14 protein-coding genes are annotated in these 13,966 nt (G+C 74.6%); 5 read left to right on the forward strand and 9 right to left on the reverse strand.

From position 1 onward, the window contains the following. Nucleotides 1-94: 94 nt before the first annotated feature. Complete coding sequence (locus K7I03_RS04005; protein WP_185942054.1) at nucleotides 95-799, forward strand: Clp protease N-terminal domain-containing protein; 705 nt, start codon at nucleotides 95-97, stop codon at nucleotides 797-799. A gap of 24 nt (nucleotides 800-823) precedes the next feature. On the opposite strand, the gene K7I03_RS04010 is transcribed toward K7I03_RS04005, so the two are convergent. Next, a complete protein-coding gene (locus K7I03_RS04010) occupies nucleotides 824-1,144 on the reverse strand; it encodes a hypothetical protein (RefSeq protein WP_224346860.1) in 321 nt (106 codons plus the stop codon). A 90-nt stretch (nucleotides 1,145-1,234) separates the two neighbouring features. Between K7I03_RS04010 and K7I03_RS04015 the strand changes: the two genes are divergently transcribed. After that, nucleotides 1,235-1,702: a hypothetical protein gene (locus tag K7I03_RS04015; RefSeq protein WP_224346861.1), complete on the forward strand. Its 468-nt coding sequence runs from the start codon at nucleotides 1,235-1,237 to the stop codon at nucleotides 1,700-1,702. 69 nt (nucleotides 1,703-1,771) lie between these two features. Here K7I03_RS04015 and K7I03_RS04020 read toward each other — a convergent pair whose 3' ends face one another. Then, nucleotides 1,772-2,635, reverse strand: a complete 864-nt coding sequence (locus K7I03_RS04020) for a polysaccharide deacetylase family protein (RefSeq protein ID WP_185942055.1) — start codon at nucleotides 2,633-2,635, stop codon at nucleotides 1,772-1,774. Between the two features lie 136 nt (nucleotides 2,636-2,771). Between K7I03_RS04020 and K7I03_RS04025 the strand changes: the two genes are divergently transcribed. The 3 genes from K7I03_RS04025 to K7I03_RS04035 all read left to right on the forward strand — a co-directional run bounded on the left by K7I03_RS04025 (nucleotide 2,772) and on the right by K7I03_RS04035 (nucleotide 6,897). Then, a complete protein-coding gene (locus K7I03_RS04025; protein WP_185942056.1) occupies nucleotides 2,772-3,791 on the forward strand; it encodes an SDR family oxidoreductase in 1,020 nt (339 codons plus the stop codon). 594 nt (nucleotides 3,792-4,385) lie between these two features. Further along, entirely contained in the window at nucleotides 4,386-4,880 is a 495-nt protein-coding gene (locus K7I03_RS04030) for a hypothetical protein (RefSeq protein WP_185942057.1), read from the forward strand. A 1-nt stretch (nucleotide 4,881) separates the two neighbouring features. Continuing rightward, a complete protein-coding gene (locus K7I03_RS04035; RefSeq protein WP_185942058.1) occupies nucleotides 4,882-6,897 on the forward strand; it encodes a M64 family metallopeptidase in 2,016 nt (671 codons plus the stop codon). 30 nt (nucleotides 6,898-6,927) lie between these two features. Here K7I03_RS04035 and K7I03_RS04040 read toward each other — a convergent pair whose 3' ends face one another. The 7 genes from K7I03_RS04040 to K7I03_RS04070 form a co-directional block, all read right to left on the reverse strand. Beyond that, complete coding sequence (locus K7I03_RS04040) at nucleotides 6,928-10,014, reverse strand: FAD-binding and (Fe-S)-binding domain-containing protein (RefSeq protein ID WP_185942059.1); 3,087 nt, start codon at nucleotides 10,012-10,014, stop codon at nucleotides 6,928-6,930. A gap of 121 nt (nucleotides 10,015-10,135) precedes the next feature. Continuing rightward, the gene (locus tag K7I03_RS04045) at nucleotides 10,136-11,926 is read right to left on the reverse strand and encodes a complex I subunit 5 family protein (RefSeq protein WP_185942060.1); all 1,791 of its coding nucleotides are present in this window, start codon (nucleotides 11,924-11,926) and stop codon (nucleotides 10,136-10,138) included. Nucleotides 11,927-11,930: 4 nt separating this feature from the next. After that, the gene (locus tag K7I03_RS04050; protein WP_185942061.1) at nucleotides 11,931-12,278 is read right to left on the reverse strand and encodes a sodium:proton antiporter; all 348 of its coding nucleotides are present in this window, start codon (nucleotides 12,276-12,278) and stop codon (nucleotides 11,931-11,933) included. Further along, nucleotides 12,275-13,027: an MnhB domain-containing protein gene (locus K7I03_RS04055; RefSeq protein ID WP_185942062.1), complete on the reverse strand. Its 753-nt coding sequence runs from the start codon at nucleotides 13,025-13,027 to the stop codon at nucleotides 12,275-12,277. The genes K7I03_RS04050 and K7I03_RS04055 overlap by 4 nt, the downstream gene beginning before the upstream one ends. Further along, nucleotides 13,024-13,305: a Na(+)/H(+) antiporter subunit B gene (locus tag K7I03_RS04060; protein WP_185942063.1), complete on the reverse strand. Its 282-nt coding sequence runs from the start codon at nucleotides 13,303-13,305 to the stop codon at nucleotides 13,024-13,026. Before K7I03_RS04060 ends, K7I03_RS04055 begins: the two co-directional genes overlap by 4 nt. Further along, nucleotides 13,298-13,726, reverse strand: a complete 429-nt coding sequence (locus tag K7I03_RS04065) for a monovalent cation/H+ antiporter complex subunit F (protein ID WP_224346862.1) — start codon at nucleotides 13,724-13,726, stop codon at nucleotides 13,298-13,300. Before K7I03_RS04065 ends, K7I03_RS04060 begins: the two co-directional genes overlap by 8 nt. Then, nucleotides 13,723-13,923, reverse strand: coding sequence for a hypothetical protein (locus tag K7I03_RS04070; RefSeq protein WP_224346863.1), 201 nt, complete (start codon nucleotides 13,921-13,923; stop codon nucleotides 13,723-13,725). The genes K7I03_RS04065 and K7I03_RS04070 overlap by 4 nt, the downstream gene beginning before the upstream one ends. Nucleotides 13,924-13,966 lie beyond the last annotated feature (43 nt).

A 13,966-nucleotide genomic window follows, 5' to 3' on the forward strand; every position in this document is an offset into this window, starting at 1 on the left:
TCGCACACGTTTCGGCCCAACCGCCCGGCCACGCCCTGCGGATTCGCGTCAACTAGTACTTGACGGCGGGCACGCGTCAACCCAAGCTTGACGCATGAGCCCACTCGACATCAGCCTCGCCGACCTGATCGCCCGGCTCGACGAGGAACTCCCCGACGCCGACCTGCTGGCCCGCATCAGCGAGGCGCGGCTGCGCGCCCAGACGCTGACCGACCTCGGTGACCAGCTCATCGACCACTACGTCAGCAAGGCCAAGCGGAACGGCGCCTCCTGGACCGAGATCGGCGACGCCATCGGCGTGTCCAAGCAAGCCGCCCAGCAACGCCACACGCCCGCCCCCTTCGAGCGGTTCACCAAGCTGAACCGGCACGGCATCGTGCTGGCGCAGGAAGCCGCCCGCACGCACAAGCACGACTTCATCGGTACGGAACACCTGCTGCTGGGGCTGCTCGGCGAGCCCCGTGGCCTCGCGTACGAACTGCTGGTGGCGAAGGGCGGGTCGGAGCGGCGCGTCCGCGACGCGATCGACGAAGCGCTGCCGCCGGCCGGGGAGAAAGCGCCGCGAGGTCACATCGCGTTCAGGACGGAGAGCAAGGAGGCCATCGACCAGGCGCGCCACGCGGCGGCGGAGCTCGGCCACGACTGGATCGGCACGGAACACATGCTGCTGGGCCTGATCCGCGTCGAGGAGAGCCCGGCCGCGCGGATCCTGCGCGGCCTCGGGTTCACGCCGGACGAGCTGCACGAGGCGGTCGAGGCCAGGATCGCCGAACGGCCTGCCGCACGCGACGAGCAGTAGGGAACGGTCAGTTCGCCACTCCGGTCACGGGGCGCTCCCCTGCCCCGGGCCGGAATCGGACGCGGTCGCGGTCGCGGTCGCGGACGCGGTCGCGGCATGCGGCATGAACCGGCTCAGCCGGAAGACGGTCGGCTGCGTCAGGCGCCCGCAGAACATGTCCATCCGCATCGCCGACCAGTCGATCCCGGGGTCGGCCTCCCGCAGCCCCCGCAGGTGCGCGTGCCACTGCTCCTCGTCCCGGGTCTCGAACAGCGGCTGCCACCACCCCTCCTCGGGCCCGAACCGGACCGTGGCCCGCTCCCTCTCACGCTGCTGCTGACGTTTCCTCTTGCGCTGTCCCGGCATCGGGTCAGCATCGCCGTTCTCCCCCGGTGCGGCAACGAGGATTTCGGGCTCCGGTTCGGATCCCGCCGCCGGGCATGAGACGGTCGGTTCATGCCGGAGACGACAGAAGGGCTGGAGGCGGCGTTGGCCGGCGCCTCGGCTCGTACATGGGCCGAACGGGCCCGCGCCGGGTGCGCGCTCGCCCCGGTCGCCGATGTTCCCCAGGCCGCGGAGGCACTGCTGAGGCTGCTGCTGGACGCGGAGGACACGGCAGTGACCCGGCGGGTGGCCGAGGCCCTGACCCGGGCCGGAACGGCGGCCGCCGTACGGCTCGTCGCCCTCGCTCTCGAAGAGGCCGGTGACAGCCAGGCCGACTGGCTGCAGACCGGGGTGGACGACGCACTCGCGGGGACGGACGACGCGGCCGGCGTCATGGCGGTCTGCGCGCGGCTCGCCCGGGACCCGGAAGCCGCCGTGCGGCGGGGTGCCGCGCACATCTCGGCGTGGGCGGACCGGTCGGCAAGGACCAGTCGGCCCCGCACATCGACCGCTGCCTGGCGGAGGACCACATCCGGGTGAAGCCGCCCTTCGGCTGCTACGGCAACGTCTACGAGATCACGCTCAACGGCAAGGGGCAGGTGGCGACGATCATGGAGAAGTGGTCCGTGTGACCGGGCGGGCCTGATCCGGCGTCGGGGCGTCCCCCGTCAGCCCCCGCAGATCGGCCACCTCGTACCCCCGCGCCCGCACCAGGTCGATGATCTGCGGCAGCGCCTCCGCGTCCAGGACCTCGCCCGAGCCGTCGGCGGAACCGATGTGCATCTGGATGATGGCGCCGGGGCGGAGGACGTCGGCGACGCGCTTCACCGCCTGCTGGACGGTCATTCCGCCGGGGGTGCCGAGGTAGCCCTTGGTGTCGGTGGTCCACTCGATGTCGGCGAGGCCCAGGGAGTTGACGTGGGCGATCGTCTGCGGGGTGGTCTCACCGTAGGGGAAGCGGAAGAAGGGCAGGGGGACGGTTCCCGTGGCGCGGAGGGCGCGGTCGGCGGACGTCACCTCCTCCTCCGCCTCCGCGCGGGTGAGGCGGGAGAAGTGCGGGTGGGTGTGCGAGTGGCTGCCGACACCGTGCCGGCGGGCCATCGCCCGGACGGCGTCGGGGTGGCGCTCGGCGAACCGGCCGGTGGGGAAGAAGGTGGCGGGCGCGTCGTTCCGGTCGAGCGTGCGCAGGACGTCCGCCAGGCCGGCCTCGTCCCAGGCCGCGTTGAAGGTGAGGGCCACCTCGCGGCGCGTCGTCGGGAAGGTGCGGTTCGCGGAGCCGTAGAGCCGCTCCACCGAGCCGGGACTCGCCGCCGTCGCGGACCCGCCGACGTCCCCGGCTCTCGCGGGCCCTCCGGCGTCCGCGACGCTCGCGGGGCCGGCCGCATGCGCGGCGGGCGAGTTCGGGGCCAGGGCGGGGATCAGGGCGACGAGGACGAGCAGCGCGGCGAGCGTCGGTGCGCGGTGGTTTCGCATACGCCGAGCATGCCGGACCGAGCCGGCCGCGCCCGGCCCTGTTCGCCCCCGTCCGCCCGATCACCGTCCTCCCGTTCACCGCCCCCCTTCCGCCGTCCCCCCGTTTGCCGTCCGCCCCGCCGGGTACCCGGCGGCGGTGAACATCCGCAGGAGGCCGAAAGTCGTCGTGGTGACCGGAGCGAGCGGCGGGGTCGGGCGGGCGACCGCCCGGGCGTTCGCCGCTCGCGGAGACAGCGTCGCCCTGCTGGCACGCGGGCGGAAGGGGCTTGACGCCGCCGTCCAGGAAGTCGAGAAGGCCGGGGGCCGGGCCCTCGCCATCCCCGTGGACATGGCCGACGCGCACGCCGTGCGGGAGGCGGCGAACCGGGTGGAGGAGGAGTTCGGCCCGGTCGACGTCTGGGTCAACAACGCCTTCGCCACCGTCTTCGCGCCCTTCGTCGAGATCGAACCGGACGAGTTCCGGCGCACGACGGAAGTCACCTATCTGGGCTACGTGTACGGGACCCAGGCCGCCCTGTCCCGCATGCTGCCCCGCGACCACGGCACGATCGTGCAGGTCGGCTCGGCCCTCGCCTACCGTGGCATCCCCCTCCAGTCCGCCTACTGCGGGGCCAAGCACGCCATCCAGGGCATGAACGAGTCGCTGCGCTGCGAGCTGCTGCACGAGGGCAGCAGGGTGCGGACGACGATGGTGCAGCTGCCGGCCGTCAACACCCCGCAGTTCCGCTGGGCGCTGACCCGGATGCCGCGCCGCCCGCAGCCCGTACCGCCGATCTACCAGCCGGAGGTGGCCGCCCGGGCCATCGTGTACGCGGCCGACCACCCGCGCCGGCGCGAGTACTGGATCGGCGGCAGCACCGTCGGCACCCTGATCGCCAACGCGGTGGCGCCTGGGCTGCTGGACCGCTATCTCGCCCGGACCGGCTTCTCCGCCCAGCAGACGTCCATGCCGGCGGAGGAGGGCCTGCCCGTCAACCTCTGGCACCCGGAGGACGACGAGGGCGGCCACGACTTCGGGGCCCACGGCCTCTTCGACGACCAGACGGTCGTCCGGGCCGCCCAGCCGTGGGCGTCCCGCCACCGTGGCGCCCTGGCGCTGGCCGCGCTGGCGGCCGGGGTGGGCGCGGCCGGTGGACTGCGGCGCGCCCGGCGCTGAGCGCGCCGGGTGCCGGCCGCCCGCCCGGCCCCGACCGCCCCGCGCCGGCCGCCTGGGGGCGCGACGCGTGGCGGGGCCGCACCCGGCGCCCCGCCACGCCCCTCCCGCCCCTCCCCGCTTCACCCGTTCGGGGGTATTGCGCGGGTGTCCGTGCGCCCTCACCATGACCAGTGGCGGCGCCGGGCAACCGTCCGACGGCACCGCCGGGGCGTGAGCGGTGCGCGGGCCGGGTGCGGGCCGTGCGACGCGGCCGGCCCCGCCCTCCGTTCTCCCGCTCGTGGACCGCCTGTTCTGTCCGCCCCGCTCTCCGCCCCGCCTTCCGCCCGTCCGCGCGCGGCCGGGCCCGCGCCTTCCCGAAGGCCCGCCCCTCCCGAAGGCCCGTGCCTTCCCGAAGGGCCGACGAGTCTCCGTCCCGACGGTTTCCGTTCCGGTCGCCGTCCCGGGTCCCCGTCCCTTCCCGAGGGCACCCCCATCGTCGGCGCCCCCGGATCCCGGCCGTCCGGTGTCCCGGGAAGCGCCCCGGAGAACGCCCCGGCACGCGCCCGGACACCGCCCCGGCAACCCTGAGAATCCTGGAAATGGGGATGGACGACCGTGACATCCGAACAGCACACCGGTGCGGGACCGGCCGGCCCGGCCGCCGTCCGGCTGATCTTCGCGTACGAGGGGCCGGACATCCGGCTCGTCTCCCGGCAGCGGGTGGACGCCGTCCCGCCGCCCACCGACGACCTGGCCGGCCCGGCCTCCATCGCCGCACAGCCCGACGTCAAGGGCTTCTGGGTGGAGGTCCGCGACGGCCGGCAACGCCCGCTCTACCGGCGCGTCATGCACCCCCCGGTGCGCCACGACGCCGAGGTGTTCTCCGACGACGCGGAGCGCTCGCTCGCCCGGGTGCCGGTGGACGAGCCGAAGGGGACGTTCGCGGTACTGGTCCCCGAGATCGAGGGAGCCGACCACGTCGCGCTGGTGAGCAGCCCGCTCGCCCCGGGGCCGACCGTGGCCCCCGCGTCCGAGGTGGCGCGCTTCTCTCTCACTCCGGAAACGGATGAGACGGACGAGACGGACGAAGGACCCGAGGGGGGCCGTTGAGATGGGGACGGGGGACGGTGCCGTCATCGGCACCACCAAAATCGTCGACAACGGTCCGGCGAACGCCCGCTGGAACCTGGTCATCATGGGCGACGGCTACCGCGCCACCGAGCTGGGCCAGTTCGCCGCGAACGCGCAGAGCTTCGTCACCACCCTCTTCGCCACCGCGCCGTTCACCGGGCTGCGGCCCGCGATCAACGTCTACCGGATGGACGTCCGCTCGTCCGACAGCGGCGCCGACGACCCCACGGCCTGCGGCGGTACGGGCGCGGCACCGGCCACGTACTTCGACGCGGCGTTCTGCCACAACGGCACCCGCCGGCTGCTGACGGTCAACACGGGCACCGCCCTGGCGGTGGCGGGTCAGCAGGTGCCGCAGTGGAACATGGTGATGGTGATCGTCAACTCCACCGTGTACGGCGGCTCCGGCGGATCGGTCGCGGTGTTCTCCCTGGCGCCCAACGCCAACGAGATCGGCCTCCATGAAATGGGCCACACGGCGTTCGGCCTCGCGGACGAGTATGAGTACTACCTGGGCTGCGGCGTCGACACCAACCGCAACACCCACCCGGCCGTCGAGCCGGCGCAGCCCAACGTCACCATCGACCCCAACCGGGCGACGAACAAGTGGCGCGACCTCGTCGCCCCCGCCACGGCGATGCCGACGACGCGGAACCCCAACTGCGCGCTGTGCGACACCCAGCCCAACCCCGTCGGCGCGGCCACGGTGGGCGCGTTCGAGGGGGCCGACTACTACCACTGCGCCGCCTTCCGGCCGCAGTACAACTGCCGGATGCGCGTGCTGGGGCAGCCGTTCTGCGCGGTGTGCCAGCGCCGGATCCGGCAGACGCTGCTGCCCCGGCTGCCCGCGAACCGGGTCACCTCGGTGGCGCGCACCTCGGGCCACCTGGACGTCTTCTGGGTGAACAGCGACGGCAAGGTGTGGAGCAACTGGTGGGACCAGCAGGCCGGGAACAGCTGGGGTGACCACGGCGCGTTCCCCATCGCCCGCGACTGGCCGGTGCCCGCGGCCCACGACACCGGGGTCACGTCCGTCGCCCGGACCTCCGGCCACCTGGACGTCTTCTGGGCGGGCACGGACGGCAAGGTCTGGAGCAACTGGTGGGACCAGAACGCGGGCGCGGGCTGGTACGACCACGGCGCGTTCCCCATCGCCCGCGAGTTCCCCGTCCCCGCCGCCCCCGGGACGGGCATCGCTTCCGTCGCCCGGACCTCCGGACACCTCGACGTCTTCTGGGCGGGCACCGACGGGAAGATCTGGAGCAACTGGTGGGACCAGAACGCCGGCGCGGGCTGGTACGACCACGGCGCGTTCCCCATCGCCCGTGACTTCCCGGTCCAGGCCGCCCCCGGCACCGCGGTGACCTCCGTCGCCCGCACCTCCGGGCACCTGGACGTCTTCTGGGCGGGCACGGACGGGAAGATCTGGAGCAACTGGTGGGACCAGGCCACCGGGAACGGCTGGTACGACCACGGGGCGTTCCCCATCGCCGCCCGGTTCCCGGTCCCCGTGGCCCCCGGTTCGGGCGTCGCGGCCGTCGCCCGCACCAGCGGCCACCTGGACGTCTTCTGGGCCGGCACCGACGGGAAGATCTGGAGCAACTGGTGGGACCAGGCCACCGGGAACGGCTGGTACGACCACGGCGCGTTCCCGATCGCCGCGTCCTTCCCGGTCCCCGCGGCCCCCGGCACCGGCGTGGCCGCCGTCGCCCGCACCAGCGGACATCTCGACGTCTTCTGGGTCGGCACCGACGGCAAGGTCTGGAGTGCCTGGTGGGACCAGATCGCCGGCATGGGCTGGTACGACCACGGGGTCTTCCCCATCGCCGCCCAGTGGCCCGTCCCGGCCGTCCCGGGCAGCGGGGTCACCGCCGTCGCCCGCACCTCCGGGCACCTGGACGTCTTCTGGGCGGGGTCCAACGGGCGGGTGTGGAGCGCCTGGTGGGACCAGCAGGCCGGGAACGGCTGGTACGACCACGGCGTGTTCTCCATCTGAGACCCTTTCCGAGGCCCTTGGGGCACCCCCTCAGTCGCCGCGGCCCCGGGCCTTCCCCCGGGCCGCGGCCGCCACCGCCCCTACCGCCCCCGCCACGCCCGCGCCGGCCACCGCCGCCACCGCCCACGCGTCCGCCCGCCGCCGGTCCGGCCGCAGGGCGCCCAGCTTCTCGGGGTGTTCGGCCGGGGCCGGGCCGTCGAGGCCGAGGGCGAGCGCCTCGGCCAGGTGCATGGCCCGGCGGCCGGTGCCGCCCTGCTCGATCTGGGTGCGGCAGCTGAAGCCGTCGGCCAGGACGTACGTCGCGGGTCCGGCGGCGCGCACGGCCGGGAGGACGCCCTGTTCGCCGACGTCCATGGACAGCTCGTGATGGCCGCGCTCGAAGCCGAAGTTGCCGGCGAGGCCGCAGCAGCCCTCGTCGAGGACGTCGGCGTGCAGCCCGGCGCGTTTCATCAGCTCGTTGTCGGCGTCGAACTTCATGACGGCGTGCTGGTGGCAGTGCGTCTGCACCAGCGCGGTGCGTGCCGCGCGCGGTGGCCGCCAGCCGTGCGGCGCCCGGTTGACGAGGAGTTCCGAGAAGGTGAGGAACTGCTCCGAGAGCCGCTGGACGTCCTGGTCCTCCGGCATCAGCTCCGGCGCGTCGGCGCGGAACACGGCCGTGCAGGAGGGTTCCAGGCCGACGACGGGCGTCCCGGCCGCGATCCACGGGCCGAGCGTGTCGAGGGTGCGCCGCAGCACGCGCTGGGCCGTGGTCAGTTGGCCGGTGGAGATCCAGGTGAGGCCGCAGCAGACGGGCCGTTCGGGGACGGCGACCCGGAATCCGGCGTCCTCCAGCACCCGGACGGCGGACCGGGCGACGTTGGGGTGGAAGTGGGTGCTGAACGTGTCGGGCCAGAGCAGGACCGTGCGCGGGTCGGCGGGGTCGGGCGCGGGCGTGCCCCGCGCGCGCCACCAGTCGAGGAACGACTCCTCGGCGAACAGCGGCAGTTCCCGCTCCCCCGCCACTCCGGCGAGCCGCTTGCCGACGGCGCCCAGGCCGGGCGCCTGGAGCAGCGCGTTGACGGCGCGGGGCGCGACCCGGGCGAGCCGGGCCCACACCGGAAGCCACCCCAGGCTGTAGTGGGCGGCGGGCCGGAGCCGCCCGGCGTAGTGGTGGGCGAGGAACTCGGCCTTGTAGGTGGCCATGTCCACGCCGACCGGGCAGTCGGACTTGCAGCCCTTGCAGGCCAGGCAGAGGTCGAGGGCGTCGCGGACGGCGGTGGAGCGCCAGCCGTCGGTGACGGTCGAGTCCTCGTGACCGTTCAGCATCTCGAAGAGGAGCCGGGAGCGGCCGCGGGTGGAGTGCTCCTCCTCGCGGGTGGCGCGGTAGGAGGGGCACATGACGCCGCCGGTGCTGGTGCGGCACTTGCCGACGCCGACGCAGCGGAGCACGGCCCGGCCGAACTCGTGGTCGTCCTCCGGGTAGCGGAAGTGGGTGTCCTCGACGGAGGGCCGCCAGAGCGGGCCGAGGCGCAGGTTCTCGTCGACGCGGTGCGGGTGGACGACCTTGCCGGGGTTCATCCGGCCGTCGGGGTCGCAGAGCTGCTTGAGCTCGGCGAACGCGCCCACCAGCCGCTCGCCGAACATGCGGACGAGCAGTTCGCCGCGGGCCTGCCCGTCGCCGTGCTCGCCGGAGAGGGAACCGCCGTAGTCCTGGACGAGGTCGGCGGCCCGGTGCAGGAAGCGGCGGAAGTCGGCGACGCCCTCGGCGGTGCGCAGGCCGAAGGGGACGCGGGTGTGGACGCAGCCCTGCCCGAAGTGCCCGTAGAGGGACGCGCTCTCGTACCCGAACTCGGCGAACAGCTTCTTGAGGTCGCGCAGGTAGTCGCCCAGGCGGTCCGGCGGGACGGCGGAGTCCTCCCAGCCCTCCCAGGTCTCGCGGTCGTCGGGCGGCCTGGCGGTGACGCCGAGGCCGGCCTCGCGGGCCTTGAGCATCTCCTGTTCGCGTTCGGGGTCGTCGGAGAGGGCGACGTCCGGGGCGCCCTCGGCGCGGCCGATGGCCCGCAGCAGGGCGCGGGCCTTGTCGTCGGTCTCCTCGGTGCTGTCGCCGGTGAACTGGAGGAGCAGCCAGCTGTTTCCGGCGGGGAGGCGTTCGAGGGAGTCGAGGTAGGCGCCCTCCTCGCGCATCAGCTGGGCCATGCGGTGGTCGATGGCCTCCAGCTGGTCGGGGTGGCAGTTGTCGAGGAGGCGGGGGACGTCGTCGGCGGCGGCGCAGATGTCGTCGTAGCCGAGGACGAGGACGGTGGCGGCGGCCGGTACGGGGACGAGGTCGATCTCGGCGTGCAGCACGGTGACGAGGGTGCCCTCGCTGCCGGCCAGGGCGCGGGCGACGTGGAAGCCGTTCTCGGGGAGGAGGGAGTCGAGGTTGTAGCCGGAGACGCGGCGGGGGATCCGGGGGTAGCCGCGGCGGATCTCGGCGAGGTGGCGGTCGGCCAGGCCGCGCAGCCCGCGGTAGAGGTGGGCGCGGCGGCCGCCGGCGGCCTGGATCCGCTCGTACGCGTCGTCGTCGGTGGGGCCGGTCCAGCAGCGGAGTCCGTCGTAGGTGAGGATCTCCAGGCGGCGGAGGTTGTCGACGGTCTTGCCGTACGCCTGGGCGGTGGCGCCGCACGAGTTGTTGCCGATCATGCCGCCGATGGTGCACTGGCCGTGCGTGGACGGTTTCGGCCCGAACTTCAGCTTGTGCGGGGCGAGTTGCCGGTTGAGGTCGTCGAGGACGATGCCGGGTTCGACGACGCAGGTGCGGGCCTCGGGGTCGACCGAGACGAGCCGGTGGCAGTACTTGGACCAGTCGATGACGACGGCCCGGTTGGTGGTCTGCCCGGCGAGGCTGGTGCCGCCGCCGCGGGAGAGGACGGGGAGCCCGTACTCGGCGCACACGGCGACCGCCTCCGCGCCGGCGTCCACCGTGCGCGGCAGGACGACGCCGAGGGGCGGCTGCCGGTAGTTGGACCCGTCGGTGGAGTACGCGCCGCGGCTGCCGGCGTCGAAGCGCACCTCGCCGTCGACGCGCCGGGACAGCGCCTTGCGCGCCGCTTCGAGTGCCCGCTCCTCCGTCTCCCCGGTCGCCCGTCCGTCCGTCATCGGGTCTCCCTCCGTTCGGCGGGCCGGGCGCGCCACCGGTCGTCCACGACCACCGTGGCACCCGGGGCGGGGCACCGCAGGGCGTGGGCGCCCGATCGGGGGCGGCGCCCGGCGGGCCCGGTCAGCCGCCCGGCCACAGGATCAGCGCCGACAGCAGCCCGATGCCGGCCGCCGTCCACGCCACGTAGTCGCCGACGTGCCCGGAGTGCAGCCGGCGCAGTGGGGCCGCCCACCGCCGGGCCGGGACGGCGCCGCGTACGCCGAGCGCCGCCAGCCCGGTGGCGAGCAGGGCCGAGAGCAGGCCGAGGACCGCACCGGCCGGACTCCACCAGGCGTACGGGTGCCCCGCGCCGGGCGCGGCATGCGTGCCGTCCAGCACGGAGGCCGCGTACCCGGCGTGGTCGGTGAAGGCGCGCGCCGCGCCGGCCGCCCCGCGGGCGAGGGCGGGCACGGTGCCGACGGCGAGGGCGCCGGCGAGCAGGAGCGCGGCGACCGTGGCCATCAGCGACGGCAGCCGGCGCACCCGGCGGTCGGTCTCGGGCTCCTCCTGGTCGCCGGTGGTCTCGGGGGCGCCGCACTCGTCCTCCTCGCGGGGCCCGGCGCCGAGGAACACCCGGGCGGCGGCGCGCAGCACCGCGCCGCCGGTCACGGCCGAGACCACGACGTACAGGACGGTCAGCCACACGGCCCGCTCCTCGGCCAGCGCCTTGCCGAGCGCGGTCCCGAAGGGCGGCAGTCCGGCGAGGGCGAGTCCGCCGACGGCGTAGAGGACGCCGACGCCGCGCATCTCGCGCGCCCGTCCGTGCAGCCGGTGCTCGTCGACGCCGCCGTAGCGGTCGAGGAGGGCGCCGGTGCAGGCGAAGAGGGCGGCCTTGACGCCCGCGTGCCCGAGGACGTACAGGAACACGCCGGTGACGCCGTCGGGTTCGAGCGCGGCGAGCCCGGCGAGGAACAGGCCGGTGTGGGCGACGGTGGAGAAGGCGAGCAGCCGTTTGAGGTGCCGCTGCTGCCAGCACAGGGTGGCGCCGGTGAGGGCGGTCAGCAGCCCGAGGACGGTCAGGGCGCGCCGGAAGTCCTCGGCGGGGACGCCGCCGGGCCCGGCGAAGACCGTGACGTACACGCGGGCGGCGCCGTAGACGCCCATCTCCACCATGACGCCGGAGAGCAGCATGCAGACGGGCGTCGGGGCCACGGCGTGCGCGTCCGGTAGCCAGAAGTGGAAGGGGACGGCGGCGGCCTTGACCAGCAGTCCGGTGAGGATGAGGACGAGCGAGGCGAGGACCAGGGCGTCGTGCCGGCCGAGTGCGTCGAGTTCCCGCCCGGCCTGGGCCATGCCGAGTTCGCCGGTGCGGGCGTAGAGCAGGGCGATGCCGAGGAGGCTGGCGTAGCCGCCGAGGGAGTTGACGAAGCCGAAGGCGAGCGCGCCCTGGACGGGCCGGGCCTCCTCGACGCGGTAGCCGGTGAGGGCGTAGCCGACGACGCCCATGAGTTCGAAGAAGACGAAGGCGTTGAAGAGGTCGCCGGTGAGGGCGAAGCCGCACATGCCCGCTTGGAAGAGGAGGATGAGGGCGGGGAAGGAGCCGGTGTGGCCGCGCGGCGGTTCGTCGAAGTAGCGCCAGGCGTAGGCGAGGACGGTGACGACGAGGAGCGAGGTGAGGGCGGCGAGGCCGGTGCCGGTGCGGTCGCCGGTGAGGACGATGCCCACCCCGTGCCCGTGCACGGGCCGCCAGTCGCCGGCCCAGACGATGTGGGGGCCGCCGGCGAGGGCGGCCACGGCGAGGCCGGCGGAGGCGGCGGAGCAGAGGCAGCCGACGGTCTCCGCGACCGGCCGGGGCATCCGCCGGCCCGCGCCGACCAGCAGGGCCGCGCCGAGCAGCGGTACCACGACGATCAGCGGGAGCAGCCGGTCCACCGGGTCAGCCCTTCAGTTCGGACAGGGCGTCGGGGTCGGTGGTGCCGTGCCGTTTGGCGATCTGCACGACGAGGGCCAGCAGCAGCGCGGTGACCGTCGCGCCGACGACGACGTCGGTGAGGGCGAGCGCCTGCACGACGGGGTCGACGACGGGCCGGGAGCCGGGCGTGATGTCGGAGAAGACCGGCGCGGTGCCGCCCTTGCGGTAGCCGATGGCCAGGAGCAGCACATAGGTGGAGGACTGGGTGACGGACAGGCAGCCGACGGCGTGCACGAGGTCGCGGCTGGTGGCCATGCCGTAGACGCCGACCAGGAAGATCCAGCCGGCGGCGAGGTAGGGCAGGACGCTCATCCGGTCCCCTCCCCCCGCTCCTCGTCGCCCTCGATCTCCAGGGCCTGGCCGAGGAACCGGGCCAGCAGGACGACCACGGCGGCGGCGACCTCCACGCCGACGGCGGCGTTCAGCAGCGGGACGGTGCCGCCGGAGGAGAGGGTGTTGAAGGTGCCGTACGGCAGGACGTTGGTCAGGTAGGCGGCGCCGGCGAGCAGCCCGCCCGCGCCGGTGAGGGCGTACGCGGCCTCCCCGGCGGCGTCGGCGATCTCGTACGGGCCGAGCGGCCGGACGCGTTCCAGGGCGCGGTAGTCGACGGCGATGTACAGCAGGTGCACGGCGGTCGCCACGACGACGCCGCCCTGGAAGCCGCCGCCGGGGCTGAGCTGGCCGTGGGCGACGACGTACAGGCCGATGAGGAGGGTGACGGGCAGCGCGAGCAGCCCGTAGCGGCGGGTCCGGTCCGGTACGGGCGCGGGCCGGGGGGCGGTCCGGCGCTCGTCGCTCGTCTGCCGCAGGAGGACGACGGTGCCGAGGACGGAGCCGAACAGAATGCTCTCCTCGCCGAGGGTGTCGAGGGCGCGCTGGTCGAAGTTGACGGAGGAGACGGTGTTGGCGGTGTGCCGGAGCAGTGCCGCGTGCACGGCGCGGTCGCCGTAGGGGTGCCGGTCGCCGCCGAACGGCGGCAGTTCGGCGCAGGCGGCGGCGAACAGGGCGGCGACGGCGAGCAGCCCCAGGGCCAGGACCCACAGCCGGACGCGGCGGCTCACCGGGACCGCCCCTTCTCGTTGTCCTCTGCCTGCCGGCTCCGGCCGATCCGCCGCACCTTGCGGACCGTCAGCAGGATCATCAGCGGGGTGATCGCCGATCCGACGGCGAGCTGCGAGAGGCCGACGTCCGGCGCCTGGTCCACGGTGAACAGGACGGCGAGCGCCAGGCCCAGGAGCGACAGGACGACGGCCTGCCGGGCCGGGTCCCGGTTGAGGACGGCGGCGGTCGCGGCCGCCGCGACGAGGAGCAGCGCGAGGCCGTTGAGGACGTCAACCACCGCGCACCGCCCGGGTGGTGACCGCTCCCCCGGCGAGCAGCAGCACACCGATCACGATCAGCTTGGCCATGGCCCGGCCGGGGCCGGTGGCGACGCAGAGCGGGACGACGGTGGCGACGGTGGCCGCGGTGACGAGGGGGCTGAGGAAGCGCGCGGCGGCGGGGGCCTTGGACGAGGTCTCGAAGAGCCGGACGAAGACGAGGGTGCCCGCCGGGCCGAGCACGGAGACGACGAGGGCGAGATCGATGTAGGCGGGCCGCTCGTACCCCTGGGCCAGCAGCAGGAACACCAGGCACAGCAGCAGCGTGGCGGTGTTCTGGGCGGTCATCCGGCGGCCGGTACCGCCGGTCGCGGCACCCCACAGGCAGGGGCCGAGCCCGCCGGCGACGAGGAGGGCGGCGCCCGCCAGCCACCAGTTCACCGCTCCGCCGCCGCCCGGCGCGCCGCCCTGGCCGCCCACGCCCCGGCCGCCGCGGCCCCCGCCCCGACCCCGGCCTCCAGGACGTCCACGGAGGAGATCAGCACCACCCACAACAGGGTGAGCCCGGCCCACCACCCCAGCGTCTCGGCGGCGGCGACGGCGACGGCGGCGGCACGGCCCTTGTCCGGCATGCGCATGCCTGCTCCTCCCTGCTCGTCCCCCCGGTCGCCCCCGGATACC

Source organism: Streptomyces mobaraensis (genome assembly GCF_020099395.1).
Taxonomy (GTDB): Bacteria; Actinomycetota; Actinomycetes; order Streptomycetales; family Streptomycetaceae; genus Streptomyces.